This window comes from Pseudomonas sp. S30 (assembly GCF_016518545.1).
In the GTDB taxonomy this organism is placed as follows: Bacteria; Pseudomonadota; Gammaproteobacteria; order Pseudomonadales; family Pseudomonadaceae; genus Aquipseudomonas.
The window spans coordinates 1-26,876 of sequence record NZ_JACVTO010000035.1 but is presented as its reverse complement, the minus strand read 5'-3'; the positions used below and the strand labels follow the sequence as shown (position 1 = coordinate 26,876).

At 65.3% G+C, this 26,876-nt stretch carries 3 protein-coding genes and 2 pseudogenes; 2 read left to right on the top strand and 3 right to left on the bottom strand.

Features of this window, described 5'->3' with window-relative positions; genetic code table 11:
• Nucleotides 1–16,136 (top strand): annotated as a pseudogene (locus IAE34_RS24875) (non-ribosomal peptide synthase/polyketide synthase); the annotation flags it as partial.
• Nucleotide 16,137: 1 nt separating this feature from the next.
• Complete coding sequence (locus IAE34_RS23745; protein ID WP_200141396.1) at nucleotides 16,138–24,804, top strand: amino acid adenylation domain-containing protein; 8,667 nt, start codon at nucleotides 16,138–16,140, stop codon at nucleotides 24,802–24,804.
• Between the two features lie 168 nt (nucleotides 24,805–24,972).
• Here the strand turns inward: IAE34_RS23745 and IAE34_RS23740 are convergent, their stop codons facing one another.
• The 3 genes and pseudogenes from IAE34_RS23740 to IAE34_RS24445 form a co-directional block, all read right to left on the bottom strand.
• Nucleotides 24,973–25,230: a PAAR domain-containing protein gene (locus tag IAE34_RS23740; RefSeq protein ID WP_200141395.1), complete on the bottom strand. Its 258-nt coding sequence runs from the start codon at nucleotides 25,228–25,230 to the stop codon at nucleotides 24,973–24,975.
• Nucleotides 25,202–26,398 carry a DUF6708 domain-containing protein gene (locus tag IAE34_RS23735; RefSeq protein ID WP_233631338.1) on the bottom strand — a complete coding sequence of 399 codons (1,197 nt, stop codon included), beginning with the start codon at nucleotides 26,396–26,398 and terminating at the stop codon, nucleotides 25,202–25,204. The genes IAE34_RS23740 and IAE34_RS23735 overlap by 29 nt, the downstream gene beginning before the upstream one ends.
• A pseudogene (locus IAE34_RS24445) lies at nucleotides 26,398–26,876 on the bottom strand (hypothetical protein); the annotation flags it as partial. The pseudogene IAE34_RS24445 and the gene IAE34_RS23735, both read right to left, overlap by 1 nt.

Below are 26,876 nucleotides of genomic sequence, written 5' to 3'. Positions count from 1 at the left end.
CCGCGCCGCTGTGCCCGTTCCCCGTTCTGGCGCCGCCGGTGATGCGGGGGGCGCAGGTCGAGCCTCAGCCTCTGGTGCTCACGCAGTGGCACCATCATGTGCAACAACGCCCCGACGCGCTGGCTGCACGCAGCCCAGGCCACAGCCTGAGCTTCGTCGATCTGGAGCGTGCCGCCAATCGTCTCGCCCATCACCTACGCGGTCTGGGCATCGTCCAGGGCGAGCCGGTCGCGGTGCTCATGGAGCGCTCCCTGGACTGGTTGACTGCGATGCTCGCCATTCTGAAGATTGGCGGCATTTACATGCCCCTGGACACCAAGGCGCCAGACGCGCGCTTGCAGCAGATGCTCGCCGCCGCCCAGGCCAGATGCCTGGTGGGCGCGACCGATGATGCGCGATTATCCGGCCTGGATGTGCCAGGCTGCCAGGGTCTGGCCTTCGCGCCGACGAGCTGGCAGCACCATCCCGACACGGCGCCAGCGCTCACCCTGTGGGCCGAGTCGCCGGCCTATCTCATCCACACCTCTGGCTCCACCGGCCAGCCCAAGGGTGTGCTGGTCAGCCATGGCGCCCTGGCGAGCTACGTGAGCGGTCTGCTCGAACGCCTGGCGCTGGCGCCGCAGGCGAGCATGGCACTGGTTTCGACCATCGCCGCCGACCTGGGGCACACGGTGCTGTTCGGCGCGCTGTATTCAGGGCGCGTGCTGCACGTGCTGCCCGAGGCCCTGGGCTTCGACCCGGACGCCTTCGGCAGCTACATGGCCGAGCACCAGGTGGGTGTGTTGAAGATCGTGCCCGGTCACCTCGGTGCATTGCTGCAGGCCAGCGAACCGACGGATGTACTGCCTGAGCAGGCATTGATTCTCGGTGGCGAAGCCTGCCCGCCGTCGCTGGTGGAGCAGGTGCGCCGGCTCAAGCCTGGCTGTCGCCTGATCAACCACTACGGTCCCAGCGAAACCACGGTCGGCGTGCTCGCCCACGAGATCGGTGCGCTGCCGGCCGATGCGCGTAGCATTCCTGTCGGCCAGGCCCTGCCGGCCGCACACGTGCTGTTGCTCGACGACGTGCTCAACCCGGTGGCCGACCAGGTGGCTGGCGAGCTGTACATCGGCGGTGCCAGCGTTGCCGAGGGTTATCTGGGCCAGCCTGGCCTCACCGCCGAGCGCTTCGTGCCCGACCCGGCACGGCCGGGCGCGCGACTCTATCGCAGCGGCGACCGCCTGCGACGCAATCGCCTGGGCTTGCTGGAGTTCATCGGCCGCGCCGACGATCAGGTCAAGGTGCGCGGTTATCGGATCGAGCCGGCCGAAGTGAGCCGGGTGCTGCGTGGCCTGCCAGGCGTCGCCGAGGCCGTCGTGCTGGCCTTGCCGGTGGACGGCGATGCCGAGCGCCTGCACTTGGTAGGCTGGTGCGTGCCTCAGGCTGGTCGGGCGCTGGAAGGGGAGGCCTTGCGTCAGCAATTGCTCGCGCTGCTGCCAGACTACATGGTACCGGCGCAAATCCTGCCGCTGGAGCGGCTGCCCCTGACCGCCAATGGCAAGCTGGACAAACGCGCATTGCCTGCCCCGGGTGCGCCGCGCCAACAGTTCGTCGCGCCCCAGGGCGCTATCGAACAAGCCCTGGCGGCGATCTGGTGCGAAGTCCTCAAGCTCGAACAGGTGGGCAGCACGGACAACTTCTTCGAGCTGGGTGGCGACTCGATCCTCAGCTTGCAGATCATCGCCCGGGCCAAGCGCCAGGGCCTGAAACTCAGCCCCAAGCAGCTGTTCGAGAAGCAGACCATCGCCCAGCTCGCGGCAGTGGCCAAGGTCATCGAGAAAAAGGCCGCCCCCACCGCCGTCGAGCAGGTCAGCGGGACGCTGGCGCTGTTGCCGATCCAGGCGCGCTTCTTCGACATGGGCCTGTCTCAACCCGCCCATTGGAACCAGGCGCTGATGCTCCAGCCTGTCGAGCCCCTGGGTGCCGAGCCGCTGAAAGCCGCCTTGCAGGCGCTGGTGGGGCACCATGACGCCCTGCGTCTGCGCTTCGTCAAAGGTGATGGGTGGCAAGGCCAGTTCCAGGCCGGCATCGAGGCCGACCTGCTGTGGACCCGCCGACTCGACACGCTCGAAGCCTTGAACGAGCTGGCCGAGACTGCCCAGCGCAGCCTCGACCTCGAACGGGGCCCGCTGCTGCGCGCGGTGCTGGCGGACCTGGCCGACGGTACTCAGCGACTGTTACTGGTAATTCATCACCTGGTGGTCGACGGCGTTTCCTGGCGCGTGCTGCTCGAAGACCTGCAGCAGGCCTACCGCGCCCTAGCGGGCGGGCAGCCGCTGAACCTGCCGGCCAAGAGCAGTTCGCTCAAGGTGTGGGCCGAGCGCCTGAGCACCCATGCCCGGACCCCAGCGATGCAGGCCGAAGCCGATCACTGGCTGACGTGCCTGGAGGCGCCGTCGGCGAGCCTGCCATGCGATGACGTGCACGGTGCATCTACACAGCGTGAGATCGCGCATGCGACCTCACGGCTGGACGCCCACCTGACCCGCACCTTGCTGCAAGTGGCGCCCGCTGCCTATCGCACCCAGGTCAACGACCTGTTGCTCAGCGCCCTGGCGCGGGTGCTGTGCGACTGGACCGACAGCCCTTCAGTGTTGATCCAGCTCGAAGGCCATGGCCGCGAAGACTTGTTCGACGACCTCGACCTGAGCCGCACAGTCGGCTGGTTCAGCAGCTTGTTCCCGGTACGCCTGACGCCTGGCGAAACACCGGGCGCCGGCCTCTGCGCGATCAAGGAGCAACTGCGGGCGGTGCCGAACAAGGGTGTCGGCTACGGCATCCTGCGTTACCTGGGCGAGCCGTCGTTGCGCGCGCGCTTGCAGGCGGCAGCCCAACCGCAGGTCACCTTCAACTACCTGGGTCAGTTCGACGGCAGTTTCGACCAGGCCGAGGGCGCGCTGCTGGTCCCGGCCAGCGAACCGACCGGCGCCACCCAAGCGCCGGACAGCCCGCTGAGCAACCTGTTGAGCATCACCGGCCAGGTCTACAACGGCGAGTTGGAACTGGACTGGAGTTTCAGCCATGCGGTATTCCGCCCTGAAACCATCCAGGCCCTGGCCCAGCGCTACCAGCAAGTGCTGGGTGAGCTGGTCGAACATTGCGCCCGCGCGCCCCATCAAGGCTTCACGCCCTCGGACTTCCCGCTGGCCAGGCTCAGCCAGACTCAACTCGACGCGCTGGCGCTGCCTGCGGCCGAGATCGAAGACCTCTACCCCTTGTCGCCGATGCAGCAGGGCATGCTGTTCCACAGCCTCTATGCCCAGGAGGCCGGTCACTACATCAATCAACTGCGGGTGGATGTGCGCGGGCTGGACGTCGAGCGCTTCCGTGGAGCCTGGCAGGCGGCGGTGCAGGCACACCAGGTGCTGCGCAGCCACTTCCCGCAGGACCTGTCCACCCCATTGCAGGTGGTGCAGCGCGAGGTGCGGATTCCATTCGTCGAGCATGATCGACGTCACTCGACGACGCTCGGCACAGAGCTCGACGCCCTGGCCCTCGCCGAACGCGAGGCGGGCTTCGATCTGGCCAGAGGCCCGCTGCTGCGCCTGACCCTGGTGCGCACCGGTGACGGCGAGCATCACCTGATCTACACCAACCACCACATCCTGATGGACGGCTGGAGCAGTTCGCGGCTGCTCGGCGAGGTCCTGCAGCGCTATGCGGGCATGGCGCCGGTGCAGGGTGAGGGCCGTTTCCGCGACTACATCCAATGGCTGCATGCCCAGGATGCCGACGCCAGCGAGGCGTTCTGGCGTGAGCGACTGGCCGTGCTGGACGAACCGACGCGCCTGGCCCAGGCGCTCAAGAGCGATGTACTCGAATCGGGTCAGGGCCTGTGTGCACTGGAGCTGGACGCTGCTCAGACCCAGCGCCTGGCCACATTCGCCCGCGAGCAGCGGGTCACGCTTAATACCTTGGTGCAAGCGACCTGGCTGCTGCTGTTGCAGCGTTACACCGGCCAGGCCTGCGTGGCGTTCGGCGCCACCGTGGCCGGGCGTCCGGCAGAGCTGCCGGGTATCGAAGAGCAACTGGGGCTGTTCATCAACACCCTGCTGGTGGTGGCCAGCCCTCGACCCGAGCAGCACGTCGGCGACTGGGTACAGCACGTGCAGGCACTGAACCTGGCGCTGCGCGAGCATGAACATACCCCGCTCTATGACATCCAGCGCTGGGCCGGTCGAAGTGGCGAGCCTCTGTTCGACAACATTCTGGTGTTCGAAAACTATCCGGTGGCCGATGCGCTGCAGCAGGCCGCCCCGGCCGGCTTGCGCTTCGGTGAGGTCCGAGTGCAGGAGCGCACCAACTATCCGCTGACGGTGGTGGTACAGGTGGGCGAGCATTTGCAGGCGGATTTTGGTTTTGATCGCGCCTGCTTCGACGCCCCTGCCATCGAGCAGCTGGCCGCGCATTTCCAGCACCTGCTGCTGCAACTGCCCGACGCTGCTCAGCGGCCACTGGGTGAGGTCACGCTGCCGGCGCTACCGCTGCAAGCGGTTGCCGACCATGCGAGTACGGCGTGTATCCATGAACGGATCGAGGCGCAGGCCGCCCATGCACCGCAGGCCATTGCGGTGAGCTTCGCCGGCGAAAGTCTGAGTTACGGCGACTTGAACCGCCGCGCCAACCGCCTGGCGCACAAGCTGCGCGAGCAGGGCGTGGGGCCGGATGTGCTGGTGGGGCTGGCCGTTGAACGCGGCTTCGGGATGATCGTCGGCCTGCTGGCGATTCTGAAGGCTGGCGGCGCGTATGTGCCGCTGGACCCTGAGTATCCTCAGGATCGTTTGAGCTACATGATCGAGGACAGCGGCATCGCGTTGCTGGTCACCCAGCAGCACCTGCTGCATGACCTGCCAGTGCCGTCTTCAGTCCGGAGCGTGGTGCTCGATGATGCGCTGGAGGGTTACAGCGATGAAAACCCCGAGCATCTCACTCAGCCTGCCAACCTGGCCTATGTGATCTACACCTCCGGCTCGACCGGCAAGCCTAAAGGCACGCTGTTGCCGCACCACAACGTGTTGCGCCTGTTCAAGGCGACTGAAGCGTGGTTCGGGTTCGACGAAAGTGACGTATGGACGCTGTTCCATTCCTACGCTTTCGACTTCTCGGTGTGGGAGATCTTCGGTGCACTATTGCACGGCGGCCGTCTGGTGATCGTACCGCGTGACGTTACGCGCTCGCCGGAGGACTTCCACCAGTTGCTGGTGGAGCAGGGCGTCACCGTGCTCAACCAGACCCCCTCGGCCTTCAAGCCGTTGATGCGGATCGCCTGCAACAGCGACGCTGATCTGGCTCTACGTCAGGTGATCTTCGGCGGTGAGGCGCTGGACGTCGCAGCCTTGCAGCCCTGGTTCGAGCGTTTCGGCCAAGAGTGCGACACCCTCACGAATATGTACGGCATTACCGAAACCACGGTGCATGTCACGTACCGTCCGATCCGCTACGCCGACACGCTTCAATCCAGCAGCCCCATCGGCGCCGCGATCCCTGACCTGTCCATGTACGTGCTGGACGCCGATTTCAACCCCGTGGCGCCAGGCTGCAACGGCGAGCTTCACGTCGGCCATGCCGGCTTGGCTCGCGGCTACCACAACCGGCCTTCGCTGACGGCTGAACGCTTCGTCCCCGATCCGTTCTCGGCCGAAGGCGGCCGCCTGTACCGCACCGGCGACCTGGCCCGCTACCGCAGCCAGGGCGTGATCGAGTACGTAGGCCGTATCGACCATCAGGTGAAAATCCGCGGCTTCCGCATCGAGCTGGGTGAAATCGAAGCCCGTCTGCAAGCCCATGCCGGTGTGCGCGAAGTGCTGGTGCTGGACATCGACGGGGCAGGGGGCAAACAACTGGTGGCCTACCTCATCCCGCAGGATGCCCAGGCTGATGACGCTCAACTGCGCGACGCTCTCAAGCAGCACCTCAAGGCCCAACTGCCCGACTACATGGTGCCCACGCACTTCGTCCTGCTAGACCACTGGCCGCTGACCGCCAACGGCAAGCTGGACCGCAAGGCCCTGCCCAAGCCGGACGCCAGCCAGCTGCAACAGGGCTACGTGGCCCCGCGCACGCCGCTGGAGCAGCAACTGGCCGCCATCTGGTCCGAGGTGTTGGGCGTGGAGCAGGTCGGCCTGCACGACAACTTCTTCGAACTGGGCGGGCACTCGCTGCTGGTGGTGCAGGCCATCGCCCAGGTTCGCGAGCAGTTGCAGGTCGAGGTGCGCCTCAATGAACTGTTCGAACAGGCGACCCTGGCGGACTTCAGCGCGCTGGTCGAACGCCAGCGCGGGCAGGCCAGCAGCGCCCATGACGAACTGACTAAATCCCTGGAGGCACTGAAACGTCTTACAGCACAGGAAATAGATAATTTGATCGCTTAGCGGGAGACATTCAAAGTGCAAGAGCTGCTCGACTCCGTGAAGTCGCTGTCCACCAAGGAGCGCAAGGCGTTGGCAGCCTTGCTCAAGCGGCAGGGGGTCAATCTCTACGGGGTGACCCCGATCTACAGGCGCGAGCCTGCGCACGGATCGGCCCTGTCGTACGCCCAGCAACGGCAGTGGTTCCTCTGGCAGCTCGACCCGGACAGCGCCGCCTACACCATTCCTGCGGCGCTGCGCCTGACCGGTCGATTGGATGTAGCGGCCTTGCAGCGCAGTTTCGAGCAGTTGGTGGCGCGCCATGAAACTCTGCGCACCACCTTCACTCAGCAAGGCGACGAGGCGCTGCAGATCGTCCACCCCAGCCTGCCGGCGACGGTGGAAGTCGAACCAGTGCAGATCGCCGATCCGCTCGAACGCGAGGCGGCGATCAAGGCGCGGGTCGAAGCGCACCTGCAACAGCCCTTCGACCTGGAGCACGGCCCGCTGCTGCGCGTGCGTCTGCTGGCACTGGGCGCCGAAGAGCATGTGCTGGTGCTGGGCATGCACCACATCGTTTCCGATGGCTGGTCGATGCCGATTCTGGTCGATGAGTTGATCCGTCTGTACCAGGCCGAATGCCAGGGTGTCGCTGCGGCGCTGGAGCCGTTGCCGATCCAGTACGCCGACTATGCGCTATGGCAACGGGACTGGATGCAGGCGGGCGAGCAGGAGCGTCAGCTTGGCTACTGGCGCGAGCGCCTGGCGGGCGAGCAGCCGGTGCTGGAACTGCCCACCGATCATCCGCGTCCGCAGGTGCAGAGCTTCAAGGGCGCACGCCTGCCGATCACCCTCGACTCGGCGCTGGCCCAGGATCTCAAGGCCCTGGCACGGCAGCAGGGGGTGACCCTGTTCATGCTGCTGCTGGCCGCGTTCCAGACCGTGCTGCACCGCTACAGCGGTCAGGCCGAGATTCGCGTGGGCGTGCCGGTGGCCAACCGCAGCCGCGCCGAAACCCAGGGGTTGATCGGTTTCTTCGTCAACACCCAGGTGCTCGATGCCCGCTTCGCGCCGACCCTGGCCTTCACCGACCTGCTCCAGCAGGTGCGCCAGACCGCCTTGCAGGCCCAGGCCCATCAGGACTTGCCTTTCGAGCAACTGGTCGAGGCCTTGCAGCCCGAGCGCAGCCTGAGCCACAACCCGCTGTTCCAGGTGATGTTCAACCACCAGACCGCCCAGCGCGGCGAGTTGCGCGAGTTGCCTGGCCTGAGCGTGCAGGGCCTGGACTGGGACAGCCATAACGCCCAGCTCGACCTCAGCCTGGACACCGTCGAAAGCCCCGAAGGGCTGAGCGCCGCATTGACCTACGCCTGCGATCTGTTCGAGCGCAGCAGCGTGGAGCGCCTGGGCCGTTACTGGCTGGCCGTACTGCGCGAGATCGTGCGCGATCCGCGCCAGCTGATCGGTGAGCTGACCCTGATGGACCCGGTCCAGGTGCGGCGAGTCAAGGAGCAGGGCGCGCACCTCGCCGACTTCAGCGATGCACGCTGCGTGCATCAATTGATCGCCGAGCGTGCAGCCCTGTCGCCGGACGCCGTGGCGCTGATCTGCGAAGGCGAGCGACTGAGCTACCAGGCCCTGAACCGCCGTGCCAACCGCATCGCCCATCGGCTGCGCGCGCTGGGCGTAGGCCCGGACGTGGCGGTCGGCATCGCCATCGAGCGCAGCCTGGACATGGTGGTGAGCGTGCTGGCCGTACTCAAGGCCGGCGGTGCCTACGTGCCGCTGGATCCGGAGTACCCGGCCGAGCGCCTGGTGTACATGATGCAGGACAGCGGCCTGCGCCTGCTGTTGACCCAGACGCCGATGCTGGAACGCCTGAGTGTGCCGGCCGAGGTGCACAGCCTGTGCCTGGACCAGGGCGACGACTGGCTGCAGGGCTGCCCCGAGGACGATCCGCACAACCTCACCGCACCGGCCAACCTGGCCTACATCATGTACACCTCCGGCTCCACCGGCCGGCCGAAGGGCGTGGGCATCAGTGCGGCCGCGCTCACCGAACATGCGTTGGGCTTCGCCGCGTTCTGCAGCCTGAGCGATCAGGATCGAGTGCTGCAATTCTCCACCTTCAACTTCGATGCCTTCGTCGAACAGCTCTATCCGTCGCTGATCGTCGGCGCGCGGATCCTGCTGCGCGGCCCTGCGCTGTGGGACAGCGAGACCTGGTACCACCAGGTGATCGAGCACGGCATCACCTTCAGCGACCTGCCCACGGCCTACTGGTACATGCTGGCCAAGGATTTCGCCGCCAAAGGGCCACGGGACTATGGCATGCTGCGCCGGGTGCACATGGGCGGCGAGGCCATGGCCGCCGACGGCGTGCCGGCCTGGCGCGCTGCGGGGCTGTCCCACGTGGAACTGATCAACACCTACGGCCCGACCGAGGCCACGGTGACCATCACCAGCCAGGACTGCACGGCTTATGTGACCGGCGAGGTGCCACTGCCCAGTCAGATTCCCATCGGCAAGGCCCTGGCCGGGCGCAGCATCTACCTGGTCGATGGCGCCGGCAACCTGGCGCTGCCCGGTGCCATCGGCGAACTGCTGGTCGGCGGCGAGCTGCTCGCCCGTGGCTATCATCAGCGCCCGGGGCTCAGTGCCGAGCGCTTCATTCCCGACCCGTTCGGCGAGCAGCCCGGTGGCCGCCTGTACCGCACCGGCGACCTGGCCCGCTACCGCGCCGATGGCGTGATCGAGTTCGCCGGTAGGGTCGATCATCAGGTCAAGATCCGCGGTTTCCGTATCGAGCTGGGTGAAATCGACGCCAAGCTGCGCGAGCATCCTGGTATCCGTGAGGTACTGGTGGTGGATGTCGATGGCCCGTCGGGCAAGCAGCTGGCGGCCTACCTGGTGGCCAGCGCCACGGTATCGAGCGACTTGCGCAGCGACCTGCTGCGCCATCTCAAGGCCGGCCTGCCGGACTACATGGTGCCCGCGCACCTGATCTTCCTCGACGCGTTGCCGCAGACGCCCAACGGCAAGCTCGACCGCAAGGCCCTGCCCAAACCGGACAGCAGCCAGTCCCAGGCCGATTACCAGGCGCCGCGCAGCGAGCTGGAGCAGCAGGTGGCCGCGATCTGGGCCGAAGTGCTGAAGGTGGAGCGGGTTGGCCTGGGCGACAACTTCTTCGAGCTGGGCGGCCATTCGCTGCTCGCCACCCAGGTCACCTCTCGCCTGCGTCAGCGGCTGAACCTGGAAGTGTCGTTGCGCAGCCTGTTCGAGGCGGCTGACCTCCAGTCCTTCAGTGAAATTGCCGCGCAGGGTGCGGCCAACCAGGCACCCGTCTTCACCCGCGTAGATCGCCAGCAGCCCTTGGTGCTGTCCTACGCCCAACAGCGCCAGTGGTTCCTCTGGCAGCTGCAACCCCAGAGCGCGGCCTACAACATTCCCTCGGCCCTGCGCTTGACGGGCGAGTTGGACGTCCTGGCCTTGCAGCGCAGCTTCGAAGCGCTGATCGCGCGCCACGAGACCCTGCGCACCACCTTCTTCGAACACGCCGATCAAGCCTGGCAGCGGATTCACGCACCGCAGCCGTTCACGCTACCGGTCGAGGCGGTGCACGACGATTCCTTGCTGGCGCGCATCGCCGAGCAGACTCGTCAGCCGTTCGACCTGGTGCACGGTCCACTGTTGCGCGCCTGCCTGCTGCGCCTTGGCGAACACCAGCATGTGCTGGTACTCACCCTGCACCACAGCGTCGCCGATGGCTGGTCGATGCCGATCATGGTCGACGAGGTGATGCGCCTGTATGCCGGTTTCTGCCAGGGGCAGCCCACCGAACTCCCGCCGTTGGCGTTCCAGTACGCCGACTATGCGGCCTGGCAGCGTCGCTGGATGGAAGCGGGTGAGCAGGCCCGTCAGCTGGCCTACTGGCGTCAGCAACTGGGCGACGAGCAGCCGGTGCTGGAACTGCCATTGGATCGCCCGCGCGGCCAGGTACAGGATACCGCCGGCGACCGCCTGGACATCGTCCTGCCCGCGGCGCTGACCCAGACACTCAAGGCCACGGCGCGCCAGCACGGCGTGACCGTGTTCGTGTTGCTGCTGGCAGCCTTCCAGGCCCTGCTGCACCGCCTTTCCGGGCAGTCGGACATCCGCGTCGGCGTACCCATCGCCAATCGTACCCGTGCCGAGACCGAGAGGTTGATCGGCTTCTTCGTCAACACCCAGGTGCTGAAGGCCGAGTTCGCGCCGCAGACCACCGTCGGCGAGTTGCTGCAGCAGGTCAAGCGCGCGGCGATGCAGGCCCAGGTCCATCAGGACCTGCCGTTCGAGCAACTGGTGGAGGCGCTGCAGCCCGAGCGCAGCCTCAGCCACAACCCGCTGTTCCAGGTGATGTTCAATCACCAGGTTCATACCCCTGCGCACGCTCGGCAGTTGCCAGGGTTGACGATCGAGGGCGTCGAGTGGGCGACCCAGGCCAGCCAGTTCGACCTGACGCTGGACACCCTGGAGCACGAAGACGGCATGAGCGCCGCGTTGACCTACGCCACCGCGTTGTTCGATCGCCAGACGGTCGAGCGCATGGCGCAGGCCTGGCGCCAAGTGCTGCAAGGGCTGTGCGAGGACAGCGCGCAGCGCGTGGCGTCGCTGCCATTGTTCGATGAGATCGAGCGCGGGCGTATCGTCCAGGAGGGCACCGCGAGTGCGCAGTACACCAGTGAACAGTGCCTGCACGCGTTGATCGAAGCGCAGGCCGCTCGTGCACCGCAGGCCATTGCCGTGAGCTTCGCCGGCGAAAGTCTGAGCTACGGCGACTTGAACCGCCGCGCCAACCGCCTGGCGCACAAGCTGCGTGAGCAGGGCGTGGGGCCGGATGTGCTGGTGGGACTGGCCGTTGAACGTAGCTTCGGGATGATCGTCGGCCTGCTGGCGATTCTCAAAGCTGGCGGGGCCTATGTACCGCTGGATCCCGAGTATCCGCAGGATCGCTTGAGCTACATGATCGAAGACAGCGGCATCGCGCTGTTGGTCACCCAAGAGCGTTTGCTGGGCGATTTGTCTGTGCCGTCTTCGGTACGTAGCGTACTGCTGGATGATGCGCTAGAGGGTTACAGCGATGAAAACCCCGAGCACTTTACCCAGCCTGCCAACCTGGCCTATGTGATCTACACCTCCGGCTCCACTGGCAAGCCTAAGGGCACGCTGTTGCCGCACCACAATGTGCTGCGCCTGTTCAAGGCGACCGAAGCGTGGTTCAGCTTCGGTGAAAGCGACGTGTGGACGCTGTTCCATTCCTACGCTTTCGACTTCTCGGTGTGGGAGATTTTCGGCACGCTGCTGCACGGCGGCCGTCTGGTGATCGTACCGCGTGACGTTACGCGCTCGCCGGAGGACTTCCACCAGTTGCTGGTGGAGCAGGGCGTCACCGTGCTCAACCAGACCCCCTCGGCCTTCAAGCCGTTGATGCGGATCGCCTGCAACAGCGACGCTGATCTGGCTCTACGTCAGGTGATCTTCGGCGGTGAGGCTCTGGATGTGGCAGCGTTGCAGCCCTGGTTCGAGCGTTTCGGCCAAGAGTGCGACACCCTCACGAATATGTACGGCATTACCGAAACCACGGTGCATGTCACGTACCGTCCGATCCGCTACGCCGATACGCTTCAATCCGGCAGCCCCATCGGCGCCGCGATCCCTGACCTGTCGATGTACGTGCTGGACGCCGATTTCAATCCTGTGGCTCCAGGCTGCAACGGCGAGCTTCACGTCGGCCGTGCCGGCTTGGCACGCGGTTACCACAACCGGCCTTCGCTGACGGCCGAACGCTTCGTGCCCGATCCGTTCTCGGCTGAAGGCGGCCGGCTGTACCGCACCGGCGACCTGGCTCGCTACCGCAGCCAGGACGTGATCGAGTACGTAGGTCGGATCGACCACCAAGTGAAGATCCGCGGCTTCCGCATCGAACTGGGCGAAATCGAAGCCCGGCTGCAAGCCAATGCCGGTGTGCGCGAAGTGCTGGTGCTGGATATCGACGGGGCAGGGGGCAAGCAATTGGTGGCCTACCTGATCCCGCAAGAGGCTGAAGCCAATCACGTTGAATTGCGCGACATCCTGAAACAGCACCTCAAATCGCAACTGCCCGACTACATGGTGCCCACGCACTTCGTCCTGCTAGACCACTGGCCGCTGACCGCCAACGGCAAGCTGGACCGCAAGGCCCTGCCCAAGCCAGACGCCAGCCAGCTGCAACAGGGCTACGTGGCCCCACGCACGCCGCTGGAACAGCAACTGGCCGCCATCTGGTCCGAGGTGTTGGACGTGGAGCAGGTCGGCCTGCACGACAACTTCTTCGAACTGGGCGGCCATTCGCTGCTGGCCACCCAGGTCACTTCGCGGATCCGTCAGCGCCTGAATCTGGAGGTGCCGCTGCGCGCGCTGTTCGAGGCGTCCAATCTGGACACCTTCGCTCAGGCGGTGGCGAACACTACCGCCAGCGAAGCACCGCCGCTGGTGGCCACCGACCGCAGCCAGCCCCTGGCCCTGTCCTACGCGCAACAGCGCCAGTGGTTCCTCTGGCAACTGGAGCCCGACAGCACCGCCTACCACATCCCCGCCGCCTTGCGCCTGCAGGGACGGCTGAACCCCGAGCGCCTGCGTCTGGCCTTCGAAGCGCTGATCGCCCGCCACGAAACACTGCGCACCACCTTCCACCAGGACGGTGAGCAAACCGTGCAACGCGTTCACCCGCCCGCCACTTTCACCCTGGTGATGGAGACCCTGTACGACAGCACCCTCGACGCCGTGCGCGAGCAGGTCGCTCGTGAAGTGCGCCGGCCGTTCGACCTTGGCCAGGGCCCGCTGCTGCGGGTGCGGCTGCTGCGGGTGGGCGAGGACGAGCATGTGCTGGTGCTCACACTTCACCACATCGTCGCCGACGGCTGGTCCATGCCGATCCTGGTGGACGAGGTGGTCGGCCACTACCTGGCCCTGGAGCAGGGCGCAGCGGCCGAGCCGACGGCGCTGCCAGTCCAGTACGCCGACTACGCCGCCTGGCAACGCCAGTGGATGCAGGCCGGCGAGCAGGCACGCCAGCTGCAGTATTGGTTGGAGCACCTGGGCCAGGAGCACTACGTGCTGCAACTGCCCACCGACCATCCTCGTCCCACCGTGCAGAGCCACGCCGGACGCAGCCTGCAAGTCAGCGTGCCGACGGCCCTGGCCGAGGCCCTCAAGGCGCGTGCTCGCGAGCAGGGCGTGACCCTGTTCATGCTGCTGCTGGCATCGTTCCAGAGCCTGCTGCACCGGCTTTCAGGCCAGGAGGACATCCGCGTAGGCGTGCCAGTGGCCAACCGGACCCGCAGCGAAACCGAAGGGCTGATCGGTTTCTTCGTCAATACCCAGGTGCTCAAGGCCCGCTTCGCACCGCACACCACCTTCAGCGCACTGCTGGAGCAGGTGCGCGATACCGCCGTGCAGGCCCAGGCCCATCAGGACCTGCCTTTCGAACACTTGGTCGAAGCCTTGCAGCCCGAGCGCAGCCTGAGCCACAACCCGCTGTTCCAGGTGATCTACAACCACCAGACCTATGCAGCCGAAACGGTGCGCCAGCTTCCCGAGCTGACGCTCGAAACGCTGGACTGGGACGAGGTCACCGCCCATGTCGACCTGTCCCTGGACACTTTCGAAAGCGCCAGCGGACTGGGCGCTACCTTGACCTACGCCAGCGACCTGTTCGAGGCGGCCACCGTCGAGCGTCTGGGCGGCTACTGGTTGAATCTGCTGCAGGCCGTCTGTGAGCAGCCAGGGCAACGTATCCTCGACCTGCCACTGCTCGACGGCGCCCAGCGCAAGCGCCTGCTGACAGACTGGAGCCGCCACGACCTGCACGGCGCGGATGCTCGCCCGGTCCAGCAGCTGATCGAAGCACAGGCCCAGCGCACGCCCGAGGCGATCGCCCTGGTGTGCGAGGGGCAACAGCTGAGTTACCAGGCCCTGGACGCACGGGCCAACCAATTGGCCCATCGCCTGCGGGCCCTGGGTGTCGGGCCGGAAGTGCGGGTCGGCATCGCCCTGCCGCGCAGCCTGGACATGGTGGTCGGCCTGCTGGCCGTGCTCAAGGCCGGGGGCGCCTACGTGCCGCTGGATCCGGACTACCCGCAGGCGCGCCTGCAACACATGATCCAGGACAGCGGCCTGGTCCTGCTGCTGTGCCATGCCGATTCGCTGGACGTCCAGGGGCTGCCCGCCGAAGTGCGCAGCCTGTGCCTGGACAATGAGCCACTCGAGCACCTGCCCAGTGTGCCGGTGGACACTCGTGGCGATGCGGACAACCTGGCCTACGTCATGTACACCTCCGGCTCCACGGGGCGTCCGAAGGGCGTTGCCATCAGTGCCGCTGCCCTGAGCCGGCACGCCCAGGTGGCGCGTGGCTTCTGCGACCTGAATGCGGATGACTGCGTGCTGCAGTTCTCCACCTTCAACTTCGATGCCTTCGTCGAACAGCTCTATCCCGCGTTGATCTGCGGTGCTCGCGTGGTGCTGCGCGGGCCTGAACTGTGGGACAGCGAGACCTTCTACCGCCAGGTGCTGGCCGAGGGGATCACCTTCGCCGACCTGCCGACGGCCTACTGGTATCTGCTGGCCAAGGATTTCGCTGCCCGCGGGGTACGTGACTACGGCGCGCTGCGCCGCATTCACATGGGCGGCGAAGCGATGGCCGCCGACGGTGTCCTGGCCTGGCAACAGGCCGGCCTGGGCCACGTGCGCCTGCTCAACACCTACGGTCCTACGGAAGCCACCGTCAGTGTCATGAGTCATGATTGCAGCGCCTACGTATCCGGCGAGCAGCCCCTGCCCACGCAGATCCCGATCGGCAAGCCCCTGGCCGGGCGCAGCATCCACCTGGTGGATGCCGGCCTGGACCTGGCCCTGCCCGATGCCCTGGGCGAACTGCTGGTGGGCGGCGACCTGCTTGCGCGTGGTTACCACGGCCGCCCTGGCCAGACGGCCGAACGCTTCATTCCCGACCCCTTCTCGGCCACGCCCGGCGCGCGGTTGTACCGCACCGGTGACCTGGGTCGCTACCGAGGCGAGGCGGGGGTGGTGGAGTATGCCGGGCGTATCGATCACCAGGTGAAGATCCGAGGTTTTCGCATCGAACTGGGCGAGATCGAGGCGCGGCTGCGCGAGCATCCAGCGGTTCGCGAGGTGCTGGTGGTCGATATCGCCTCACCGACCGGTCGCCAACTGGCCGCCTATGTGGTGGCCAGCGACCCGGCCGCCAGCGACGAGACCCTGCGCAGCGAGCTTCGCCACCACCTGGCGGCGAGCCTGCCCGACTACATGGTGCCCCAGTACCTGGTGGCACTGCCGCGCATGCCGCAGTTGCCCAACGGCAAGCTGGACCGCCAGGCTTTGCCGCTGCCGGACACCGAGCAGGGGCAGGCCGCCTACGTGGCGCCCGTCAGCGAGCTCGAGCAGCAGTTGGCAGCCCTGTGGGCCGAGGTGCTCAAGGTCGAGCGGGTGGGCCTGAACCATGACTTCTTCGCACTGGGCGGGCACTCGTTGCTGGCCGCCCAGCTGATTTCCAAGATCAACACGGGCCTGGGCATCGACATCCCCCTGCGCCTGCTATTCGAGAAACCGCACTTGAACGAGTTTGCCGCAGCCTGCGCCGCCACTGGCCTTTCCCTGAGCGAGGACGGTTTGTCCGATATCGAACGCATGATGAACGAAATGGCGGGTGTCTGAGATGGACAAGAGCACAGCAGAACGTATCGCCAGACGCTTCGTCGGCCTGGCGCTGGAGCAGCGTCGGCAGATCCTGGACAAGATGCACGAAACCGGGCAGAGCTTCCGCCTGCTGCCGATCGCCGAGACTCGCCACGACACTGCACGCATTCCGCTGTCGTACGCCCAGCAGCGCATGCTGTTCCTCTGGCAACTGGAGCCGCACAGCAGTTTCTACAACGTGCCCATGGCGGTGCGCCTGAGCGGTCCCTTGAACCAGACGGCGCTCGAGGGCGCACTGCAGGCATTGGTCCAGCGGCACGAAAGCCTGCGCACGCGGTTCGTCAGTGAAGACGGCGAGTTCCACCAGCAGGTGCTGGAGCAAGCGCCCCTGGACCTTCAACTGATCGAGGTGCGGGCGCAGGCTGGCGAGGACCGCGAGCAGTGCCTGGACCGTGAGGTATGCCAGGCGCTGGAGGCGCCGTTCGATCTGCTCGAAGGTCCGCTGCTGAGGGTCAGGCTGCTGCGCGTCGCGCCGGATGAGCATGTGCTCACGGTCTGTCTGCACCACATCGTCTCCGACGGCTGGTCCGGCGAGTTGATGGTGCAGGAGTTCATCCAGTTCTACGAGGCGTTGAGCGAAGGGCGCGATCCGCAGTTGCCACCACTCGCCGTGCAGTACGCCGACTACGCCATCTGGCAGCGCGCCTGGCTGGAGGCCGGGGAGGGCGAGCGCCAGTTGCAGTACTGGCGCGAGCAATTGGGCGATGAGCACCCCTTGCTGGAGCTGCCTCTGGATCATCCGCGGCCGGCGCAACCCAGCTACCGCGGTGCGACCCTGCGCTGCGATGTCCCGCCTGCGCTCAGCGCACAGCTCAAGGCCCAGGCCCGCACCAGCGGCCATACCCTGTTCATGATTACCCTGGCGGCGCTGGCGGTGGTGCTGTCGCGCTACAGTGGCCAGGCCGATGTGCGCGTCGGCGCGCCCAATGCCGGGCGCAACCGCAAGGAGGTGCAGGGGCTGATCGGCTTCTTCATCAACACTCAGGTACTGCGCGTGCAGGTGGACGAGCGCCAGAGCGGCGCCGCGCTGCTCGAGCAGGTGCGGCAGGTGGTCAGCGGTGCCCAGTCGCACCAGGAGTTGCCTTTCGAGCACCTGGTCGATGCCTTGGCGCCCGAGCGCAGCCTGGGCCACAACCCGCTGTTCCAGGTCAAGCTCAACCAGAACCTGAACGACACCGAAGAGGCCGAGCAGTCACGGCAGAAGCTTGGCGAGCTGACCGTGGGCGGCTATCCGCTGGTCAGCCGCGACGCGCGTTTCGACCTGGCCTATGATTTCAGCGAGACACCGGACGGGCTGCTGGGCTACTTCACCTACAGTACCGACCTGTTCGAGGCCTCGACCATCGCCCGCCTGGCGAGCTCGCTGCTGGCCGTCCTGCAGACCTTGGCGGCGCACCCGGATGCACCGTTGCTGGCCCACCCCGATCCCCAGGCGGTGCAGCTCGACGGGACTGCACGTACCTGGCCGTGTCCGGACTTCCTGAGCCTGTGGCGCAACGCGCTGGCACGGGGTGACGAGCGCCCGGCGCTGCGCGTCGGCGAGACGGTGCTCAGCTACGCAGAGCTGGAGCGGCGCTCCAATCGGTTCGCGCATTACCTGGGCGAGCAGGGCGTACGAGCGGGGGCGACGGTCGCCCTGTGCCAGGAGCGCACCGCCGACTGGGTCACCAGCCTGCTGGCGGTACTCAAGCTGGGTGCAGCCTACCTGCCGCTCGATGGGCGTCAGCCGTCCGAGCGCTTGCAGCACGTGTTGCGCAGCAGTGGCGCATGCCTCTTGGTCCACGCGCCGGGCGATGACCAGGCGGCCGCGCTGGGCATGTGTCCGGCGCTGGCCTGCGATGCGGCGCAGTATGCGACGTTCAGCGAGCAGGCGCCGGCCGTTTCGCTGCTGCCAGGCCAACCCGCCTACCTGATCTACACCTCCGGGTCCACGGGTCAGCCCAAAGGCGTGGTGGTCAGCCACGGCGCCCTGGCCAACTACCTGCAAGGGGTGCTGGAGCGCCTGGCCCTGTCCGCCGATGCCAGCCTGGCGATGGTCTCCACCGTGGCGGCGGACCTGGGGCACACCGTGCTGTTCGGTGCGCTGGCGTCGGGCCGCGAGCTGCATTTGCTCAGCCACGACCAAGGCTTCGATCCCGACGCTTTCGCCCGTTACATGGACGCGCATCAGGTCGATGTCCTGAAGATCGTCCCGAGCCACCTGCAAGGCCTGCTGCAAGCGGCCGACCCGGCACGGGTGCTGCCGCGCGAGCTGCTGATTCTAGGAGGCGAGGCCAGCAGCTGGGCGTTGATCGAGCAGGTGCGCCGGTTACGGCCAGGCTGTCGCATCGTCAATCACTACGGGCCGACCGAAACCACGGTGGGCGTGCTCACCCAAGAGGTGCGCGAGCAGGCCGGACACTGGCGCAGCGTGCCGGTGGGGCGCCCGCTGGACAATGCCCACGTGCGTGTGCTGGACGCCTATCTCAACCCGCTGCCCGAGGGCGTGGCCGGCGAGTTGTACCTGGGCGGCGCCAGCCTGGCCCAAGGGTACGTCGGCCAGCCTGGGCTGACCGCCGAACGCTTCGTGCCCGACCCGCAAGCCCTGCACGGCGAGCGCCTGTACCGGGCCGGCGACCGGGCGCGCCTGCAGACCGGCGTACTGGAGTACTTGGGCCGTGGCGACGATCAGGTGAAGATCCGTGGCTATCGGGTCGAGCCGGGCGAAATCAGCCAGCTGCTGCGTGGCCTGGACGGCGTGCAGGACGCCGTGGTGCTGGCCGTGCCCCTGGACAGCGACGCCGAGCGCTTGCAACTGCTGGCGTGGGTCGTGGCTGCGCAGGGCGTCACGCTCGATGCCGAGGCACTGCGGCAGACCCTGCAAGCGCGCCTGCCTGATTACATGGTGCCGGCGCAGATCCTGCTGCTCGACCAGTTGCCGCTGACCGCCAACGGCAAGCTGGACAAGCGTGCCCTGCCGCGACCCGATGCCGTGCAGCAACGCTACACCGCGCCGGCGGGTGAAGTGGAGCAGATCCTGGCGAAGATCTGGGAAGAGGTGCTCAAGCGTGAGCGAATCGGCAGCACCGACAACTTCTTCGAACTGGGCGGTGACTCGATCCTCAGTTTGCAGATCATCGCCCGCGCCAAGCGTCAGGGCCTCAAGCTCAGCCCCAAGCAGCTGTTCGAACAGCAGACCGTGGGGCAGCTCGCAGCGGTGGCCAAGCGCATCGAAGCCAAGCCTGCGCGACCGACGCGTGAGCGTGTAGCGGGACAGTTGAAACTGCTGCCCATCCAGGCACGTTTCTTCGCCACCGACATCCCTCAGCGCCAACACTGGAACCAGGCCGTGCTGCTGACGCCCCGTCAGCCGTTGGGCACCGCTCAGCTGCGTACTGCGCTGACGGCGCTGGTGGATCAGCATGACGCGCTGCGCCTGCGTTTCCTTCAGACACAGGCCGGCTGGTACGGCGAATACGCCGAGCTGGACCTGTCGCAGGTGCTCTGGCACCACCGCCTGGACGATGCCTCGCGCATCGCCGAACTGGCCGACGAGGCCCAGCGCAGCCTGGACCTCGGCCAGGGTCCGCTGATGCGCGTGGTGTTGATCGACCTGCCAGCGGGGCAGCAGCGTCTGCTGCTGGTCATCCATCACCTGGTGGTGGATGGCGTGTCCTGGCGCGTGCTGCTCGAAGACTTGCAAAGTGCCTGCCAGAGCGCAGCAGCCGGCAGCGCGCCGGCACTCGCCACCCGCAGCAGTTCGCTGCAAGCCTGGTCCGAACACCTGCATGCCCATGCCCGCAGCCCCGCGTTGCAGGCTGAGCTGGACTACTGGCAAGCGCAGTTGCACGGCATGTCCGATGCGCTGCCGTGGGACAACCCGCACGGCGGGCAGCAACGTCGGCACGAGGTGTCGGTGCGCACCGAACTCGACGCCGAACTTACTCGCCAGCTGTTGCAACAAGCGCCCGCCGCCTACCGCACCCAGGTCAACGACCTGTTGCTGACGGCCCTGGCCCAGGTCATCTGTCGCTGGACTGGCCAGGCCGATGCGCTCATCCGACTGGAAGGGCACGGTCGCGAGGACCTGTTCGACGACCTCGACATCACGCGTACGGTCGGCTGGTTCAGCACCCTGTATCCGCTGAAACTGACCCCCGCCGCGCAACCGGGCGAGTCGCTGATGGCCATCAAGGAGCAGTTGCGGGCAGTGCCGAACAAGGGCATCGGCTACGGCCTGCTGCGCTACCTGGGCGACGACTCGGCCCGCCAGTGCCTGGGCGCGCTGCCCCAGGGCAATATCGTGTTCAACTACCTGGGCCAGTTCGACGCCAGTTTCGACAGTGAAGCAGGATTGTTCACCCCGGCCCCCGAAGGCACTGGCCACGGCCAGAGTGCAGAGGCGCCGCTGGGTAGCGCCATCAGTATCGACGGCCAGGTATACGCCGGCCGGCTGACCCTGGACTGGAGCTTCAGCCGCGAGCGCTTCGACCCGACGCGCATGCAGGGCCTGGCCGATGAATACGCGCAGGCCCTGCGCGAGCTGATCGCCCATTGCCTGCAGCCGGAGTCGGCGGGCGTGACGCCGTCTGATTTCCCATTGGCACGCCTGGACTCGGGACAATTGGCCGGTTTGCCGATACCGGCGCAGAACATCGAAGACATCTATCCCTTGTCGCCCATGCAGCAGGGCATGCTGTTCCATAGTCTGTCCGCTGATGCCAGCCTCCAGCCGGGTCAGACCAGCCACTATGTCAACCAGCTGCGCCTGAACGTGCAGGGGCTGGACCCGTCGCGCTTCATCAGCGCTTGGCAGGCCACCCTCGATCAGCATCCGATCCTGCGCAGCAGCTTCTTCAGCCAGTTCGACACGGCCTTGCAGGTGGTGCAGCGTCATGTGGACCTGCCGGTGACCGAGCTGGACTGGCGCGGCCGAGCGGATCGGGATCGACTGCTGGACGACTGGGCCGAGGCCGACTTGGCCAGAGGCTTCGAGCTGAGCGAGGCACCGTTGCTGCGGTTGGCCTTGATCCGCACCGATGAGCGCGAGCACCAACTGGTGTTCACCAACCACCATATCCTGCTCGACGGCTGGAGCAGCTCGCGGTTGTTCGGCGAGGTGCTGCAACGCTATGCCGGGCATGCGCCTGCCACGCCGGCGCGGCGTTATCGCGACTATATCCAGTGGCTCCAGGCCCAGGATGCGCAGGCCAGCGAACGCTTCTGGCGCGAACGCACCGCCGAGCTGGATGAGCCGACCCGTCTGGCCCAGGCGCTCAAGTGCGATGCGACGCTGGCGGGCCAGGGCGAATGCAACGTGGTGCTCGACGCACTGCGCACCGAGCGCCTGGCCGACTTCGCCCGCGAACAGCGGGTCACCCTCAACACCTTGGTGCAAGCGACCTGGCTGCTGCTTTTGCAGCGCTACACCGGCCAGGCCTGTGTAGCCTTCGGCGCCACGGTAGCCGGGCGGCCGGCGGAGTTGCCCGGCATCGAGGAACAGCTCGGGCTGTTCATCAATACCTTGCCGGTGGTGGCCAGCCCGCGGCCCGAGCAACACGTGGCCGACTGGGTGCAGCAGGTGCAGGCGCTGAACCTGGCGCTGCGCGAGCATGAACACGCGCCGCTCTACGAGATCCAGCGTTGGGCTGGCCGCAGCGGCGAGCCGCTGTTCGACAACATCCTGGTGTTCGAGAACTATCCGGTCTCCGAGGCCTTGCAGGAAGGGGCGCCGCAGGAACTGGTGTTCGGTGAATTGCTGACCCAGGAGCAGACCAACTATCCCCTGACCCTCGTTGCCCAGGTGGGTGAACGGCTGCTCGCCAGCTTCAAGTTCGACCGGGCGCAGTTCGCCCAGGGCGTCGTGGAGCGGATGGCCGGGCATTTCGTCGAACTGCTCGAAGGGCTGGCCAAGGCACCTCAGCGTAGTCTGGGCGAGCTGGTCTGGGCACAGACCGAGGTGCAGGAAGTCGGGCAGTATCCGAGTGATACCAGCCTGCACGAACAGATCGAAGCGCAGGCCGCCCGAGCGCCGCAGGCCATTGCCTTGAGTTTCGCCGGCGAGAGCCTGAGCTACGGCGATTTGAACAGTCGTGCCAACTGCCTTGCGCACAAGCTGCGCGAGCAGGGCGTGGGGCCGGATGTGCTGGTGGGGCTGGCCGTTGAGCGCGGCTTCGAGATGATCGTCGGCCTGCTGGCGATTCTGAAGGCTGGCGGGGCGTATGTGCCGCTGGACCCGGAATATCCGCAGGATCGCTTGAGCTACATGATCGAAGACAGCGGCATCGCGCTGTTGGTCACCCAGCAGCACCTGCTGCATGACCTGCCAGTGCCGTCTTCAGTCCGGAGCGTGGTGCTCGATGATGCGCTGGAGGGTTACAGCGATGAAAACCCCGAGCATCTCACTCAGCCTGGCAACCTGGCCTATGTAATCTACACCTCTGGCTCGACCGGCAAGCCAAAAGGCACGCTGTTGCCGCACCACAACGTGCTGCGCCTGTTCAAGGCGACGGAAGCGTGGTTCGGGTTCGATGAAAGCGATGTGTGGACGCTGTTCCATTCCTATGCCTTCGACTTCTCGGTGTGGGAGATCTTCGGTGCACTATTGCACGGCGGCCGTCTGGTGATCGTACCGCGCGACGTTACGCGTTCGCCGGAGGACTTCCACCAGTTGCTGGTGGAGCAGGGCGTTACCGTGCTCAACCAGACCCCCTCGGCCTTCAAGCCGTTGATGCGGATCGCCTGCAACAGCGACGCTGATCTGGCTCTACGTCAGGTGATCTTCGGCGGTGAGGCTCTGGATGTGGCAGCGTTGCAGCCTTGGTTCGAGCGTTTCGGCCAAGAGTGCGACACCCTCACGAATATGTACGGCATCACCGAAACCACGGTGCATGTGACCTACCGTCCAATCCGCTACGCCGACACGCTTCATTCCGGCAGCCCCATCGGCGCCGCGATCCCTGATCTATCGATGTACGTGCTGGACGCCGACTTCAATCCCGTGGCACCAGGCTGCAACGGCGAGCTTCACGTCGGCCATGCCGGCTTGGCACGCGGTTACCACAACCGGCCTTCACTGACCGCCGAACGCTTCGTGCCCGATCCCTTCTCGGCTGAAGGCGGCCGGCTGTACCGCACCGGCGACCTGGCTCGCTACCGCAGCCAGGACGTGATCGAGTACGTGGGTCGGATCGACCACCAGGTGAAGATCCGCGGTTTCCGCATCGAACTGGGTGAAATCGAGGCGCGCCTGCAAGCCCATGCCGGTGTGCGCGAAGTGCTGGTGCTGGATATCGACGGGGCAGGGGGCAAGCAATTGGTGGCCTACCTGATCCCGCAGGATGCCCAGGCCAATCACGCTCAACTGCGCGATGAGCTGAGACAGCACCTGAAAGCCCAATTACCCGACTACATGGTGCCCACGCACTTCGTCCTGCTGGACCACTGGCCGCTGACCGCCAACGGCAAGCTGGACCGCAAGTCCCTGCCCAAGCCGGATGCCAGCCAACTGCAACAGGGCTACGTGGCCCCGCGCACGCCGCTGGAACAGCAACTGGCCGCCATCTGGTCCGAGGTGTTGGATGTGGAGCAGGTCGGCCTGCACGATAACTTCTTCGAACTGGGCGGCCATTCGCTGCTGGTCATCACCCTGGTGAACAAGCTCAGGGCGACTTTCTCGGTGCAGATCAGCCTGCACGAATTCATGCTGATGCCGAATTTCGAAGCCCTGGCCAGTTTCATCGGCGGCGGTAACGACCGGTTGTCATCGCCCGTGGTCGCCCTCAACGCTTGCAAGCTGGATCGCCCGGCGCTGTTCTGTCTGCCACCGGGTGGCGGGGCCGCCTATGCCTACTATCCGCTGGCCAGCCGCCTGGCGGCCCAGCGTCCGGTGTATGGCGTGGTCAATAAAAGCTACGCCGTGCCCGGCTGGGTCGATCAATCCTGGGAGGAGATGGTCGGCTACTACGTCGAGCAGATCCGCGCCACCCAGGCGCAGGGTCCTTATCATGTGCTGGGATGGTCGCTGGGCGGCGCGCTGGCACTGGAGGTGGCGCATCGTCTGGAGCAGATGGGGCAACAGGTCGGCTTCGTCGGTCTGGTCGACAGCCTGCTGCCAGCGGATGTCAGTGGTCTGGAAGACAACCCAACCGTCCTGACCGAGCCCGTCGTGCAAGCGGCGGACGAAAGCCTGCTGCGTGCCTTGCTGGCCTTCGCCCCCGGTGTCGGCGAATCGCGGATCATGGCCTTGATCTCCGAGGCCCACACGTTGCCCGTCGAGGTCGACCGGGCCGAGTGGGTCATCGAGCGGGTCGCGGCGCTGGGTGAGGTCAGCGCCGAGCAACTGCGCGAGATCCATCGGGACGTGAACCTGCAACAGGACATCGTCGACGGCTTCGCGTTGCTCGAGCACAACTCGACGCTCAGCCAAGCCTTCCGCCTGCGGCCATTGCAGGTTCAGGTGGACTGCTGGTGGGCGAGCCAGACCCGCAGTGCCGAGCGTGTGGCCAAAGGCGAAGCAGGACTGTTGGCACAGGCGTCGGTCAATGGGCTGGCCAGCTCGACGGTGATCGCCGACGGGCATGAAGGCATCGTCAACGCGCCCGAGTTCGTCGAGGGGGTGGTCGAACGCCTGGCGCAGTTGCCTTGATCGAGGTCTGATCGAACGAGGGGAGGGATCTGCGGATCCATCCCCTTTTCGTGGCGGGGGTCTAATCTTGAAATGGACCTGCACGTGTTTGCACAGGCGCATAGGCCTCGAAGTCTGCCGTTAGAGGTGGGAAACTCCCCAAGCAGCGGTGACTGATCGAGGTGCTTTTCATGCGATTTCCCAGTCAGGATCACCTTCTGTCAGCACACCACCATGGTCAGTGCGGTCGCCTTGGCGGGCGACTGCTTTACCCTCTATGTGAAATCTCGCAGCCCCGGGTTCGATGATGGCTCCGCAACTGATGCGGTCCCCCGCAAGCGCGGCTGCTCGGCCTTTGACTGTGAGGCTGGGAGTGCCGGAGATCACTTTCCCTTCTCCATGCAGCGGGCATTGATGTTTATGGCCGGTCAGCACGATGGGTTTCACAGGGGATGTCCTTCTCTGGGGTCGAGGTTTGTATTTCGGTCTTTCGCCGTCGAGTAGAGGTGCGTTTCTTTCTCTCAGGACGCTTGCCTGGGCGAGCCTCCCAGAGGTATGCGTTTTCGCGCAATCGCTCCTGAATGTGCGGCGGGTGGTCGTCGATGGTGGTGAGTGCGGGGATGGGTTTTCCGGGTAGGCCTGCTTCGCGAATGATCTTGGGCCAGCGCGGTTTCCAGCACAGCATGAGGCTCAGCCAGTGGCCGGTTCCTATGATGAGAAAGGCGGGGGAGATCAAGATCAGGCCAATCTTGGTGATTCGAGAAGACCCGCGAAAATAATGAGTCAGCCCTTCGAACTGAGGGGTGAAGGCTTGCCAAGGCCAGGGAAAGTGGGAAGTGATGTGAGGGCGCGGTAGACCCTCGGGTCCCTCATCCATGAACCGGCGGATGAACTCCCATTCGGCCTGCAGTTCTGTAAAGTTATTGGCAGCCTTGCCTATATGAATGAACTCGGGATGAAGTGCACCGGCGAATGGGGGCGACCATATCAGCGACAAAGGAATACCTATGCCGCCGGCAGTCGCGTATTTTTTATCCGAGCCACTGGATGTGACGCCGTGCCAAGGAAGTGTGACGATGCCGCCACAATAGTTCGGTCGATGCAGGTAAACTTGTTGGGTGATACGATTGAAACGTATCAGCAAGTGGCGGGATGTGAACATTTCGAACCGCGTGAAGCGCAGTCCGAATTTCAAATAAAGCCATAATGTACCTACGCCCATGATGAAAAAGAATGATGCTAGGAAAAGTCGTTCGCCATAGGGTTCGCCTTGATAGTTTTGAGCGAGAAGCACTAAGATCTTGATGGATTTTATCACATTATACATGTCGCCAATCACCATGAATATTATGGTGAGAGACAGTATGCTGATGAGGCCTCGTTTGGCCTCCCACATGCCACAGCGCATTTCCAATACGTTTTCGTTGTAAACATAGACTGGGCCACGGCTCTTTGGTGTGTTGCTGGCGGGCTTTTTGGCGAACTCAATTTCTTCCTCTCTGTCGCTTTCATAGATAACTTTTCTTTTGAATTTTTTATCTTGCTTGTCAAAGGCGTCGCGTTCCTCTTTCGATTCGGTGAAGGCAAACCATGTGAGCCATTCAACAAAATACATTACAGCACCTCACTGATCGCGCCGAATAAAGCCTCAAGCTCTTCTGCGTCCTTGGCGTAACCTTGATGAGATAGTTGCAGGCGGAAACAGCACTTGCTGCACCATTTTTCCAGTGCATCTTCATCGAGAATGAGTAGGGCGAGGCTGCTGCCGACCACGATCGTGCCTCCGATCCAGCTCAAGCGACTCAGCCAAAGCATGGCAGCTCTATTCGCAGCCAGACGTGCGGATGCTCTTGAGAGAATCACGTACAAGCTATTTGAGTTTATAGATTGGCCCCGTAGCGCCAGCCAGTGGAAAAGCGCACTAGCCTGGGAAAAAGCTATCCCCCCTTGTCCCAACAGAAGGGCAATGGTAGATACCGCTCTAATTCTATAAGCGAGTGCTGGTATCGATTTAGATCTGTCACTCGCATCCGTCGCGTCTGAAAAGTCCCACGCGATACTGACAATCCCCCCCACCGCCGCCAACCCCGCCC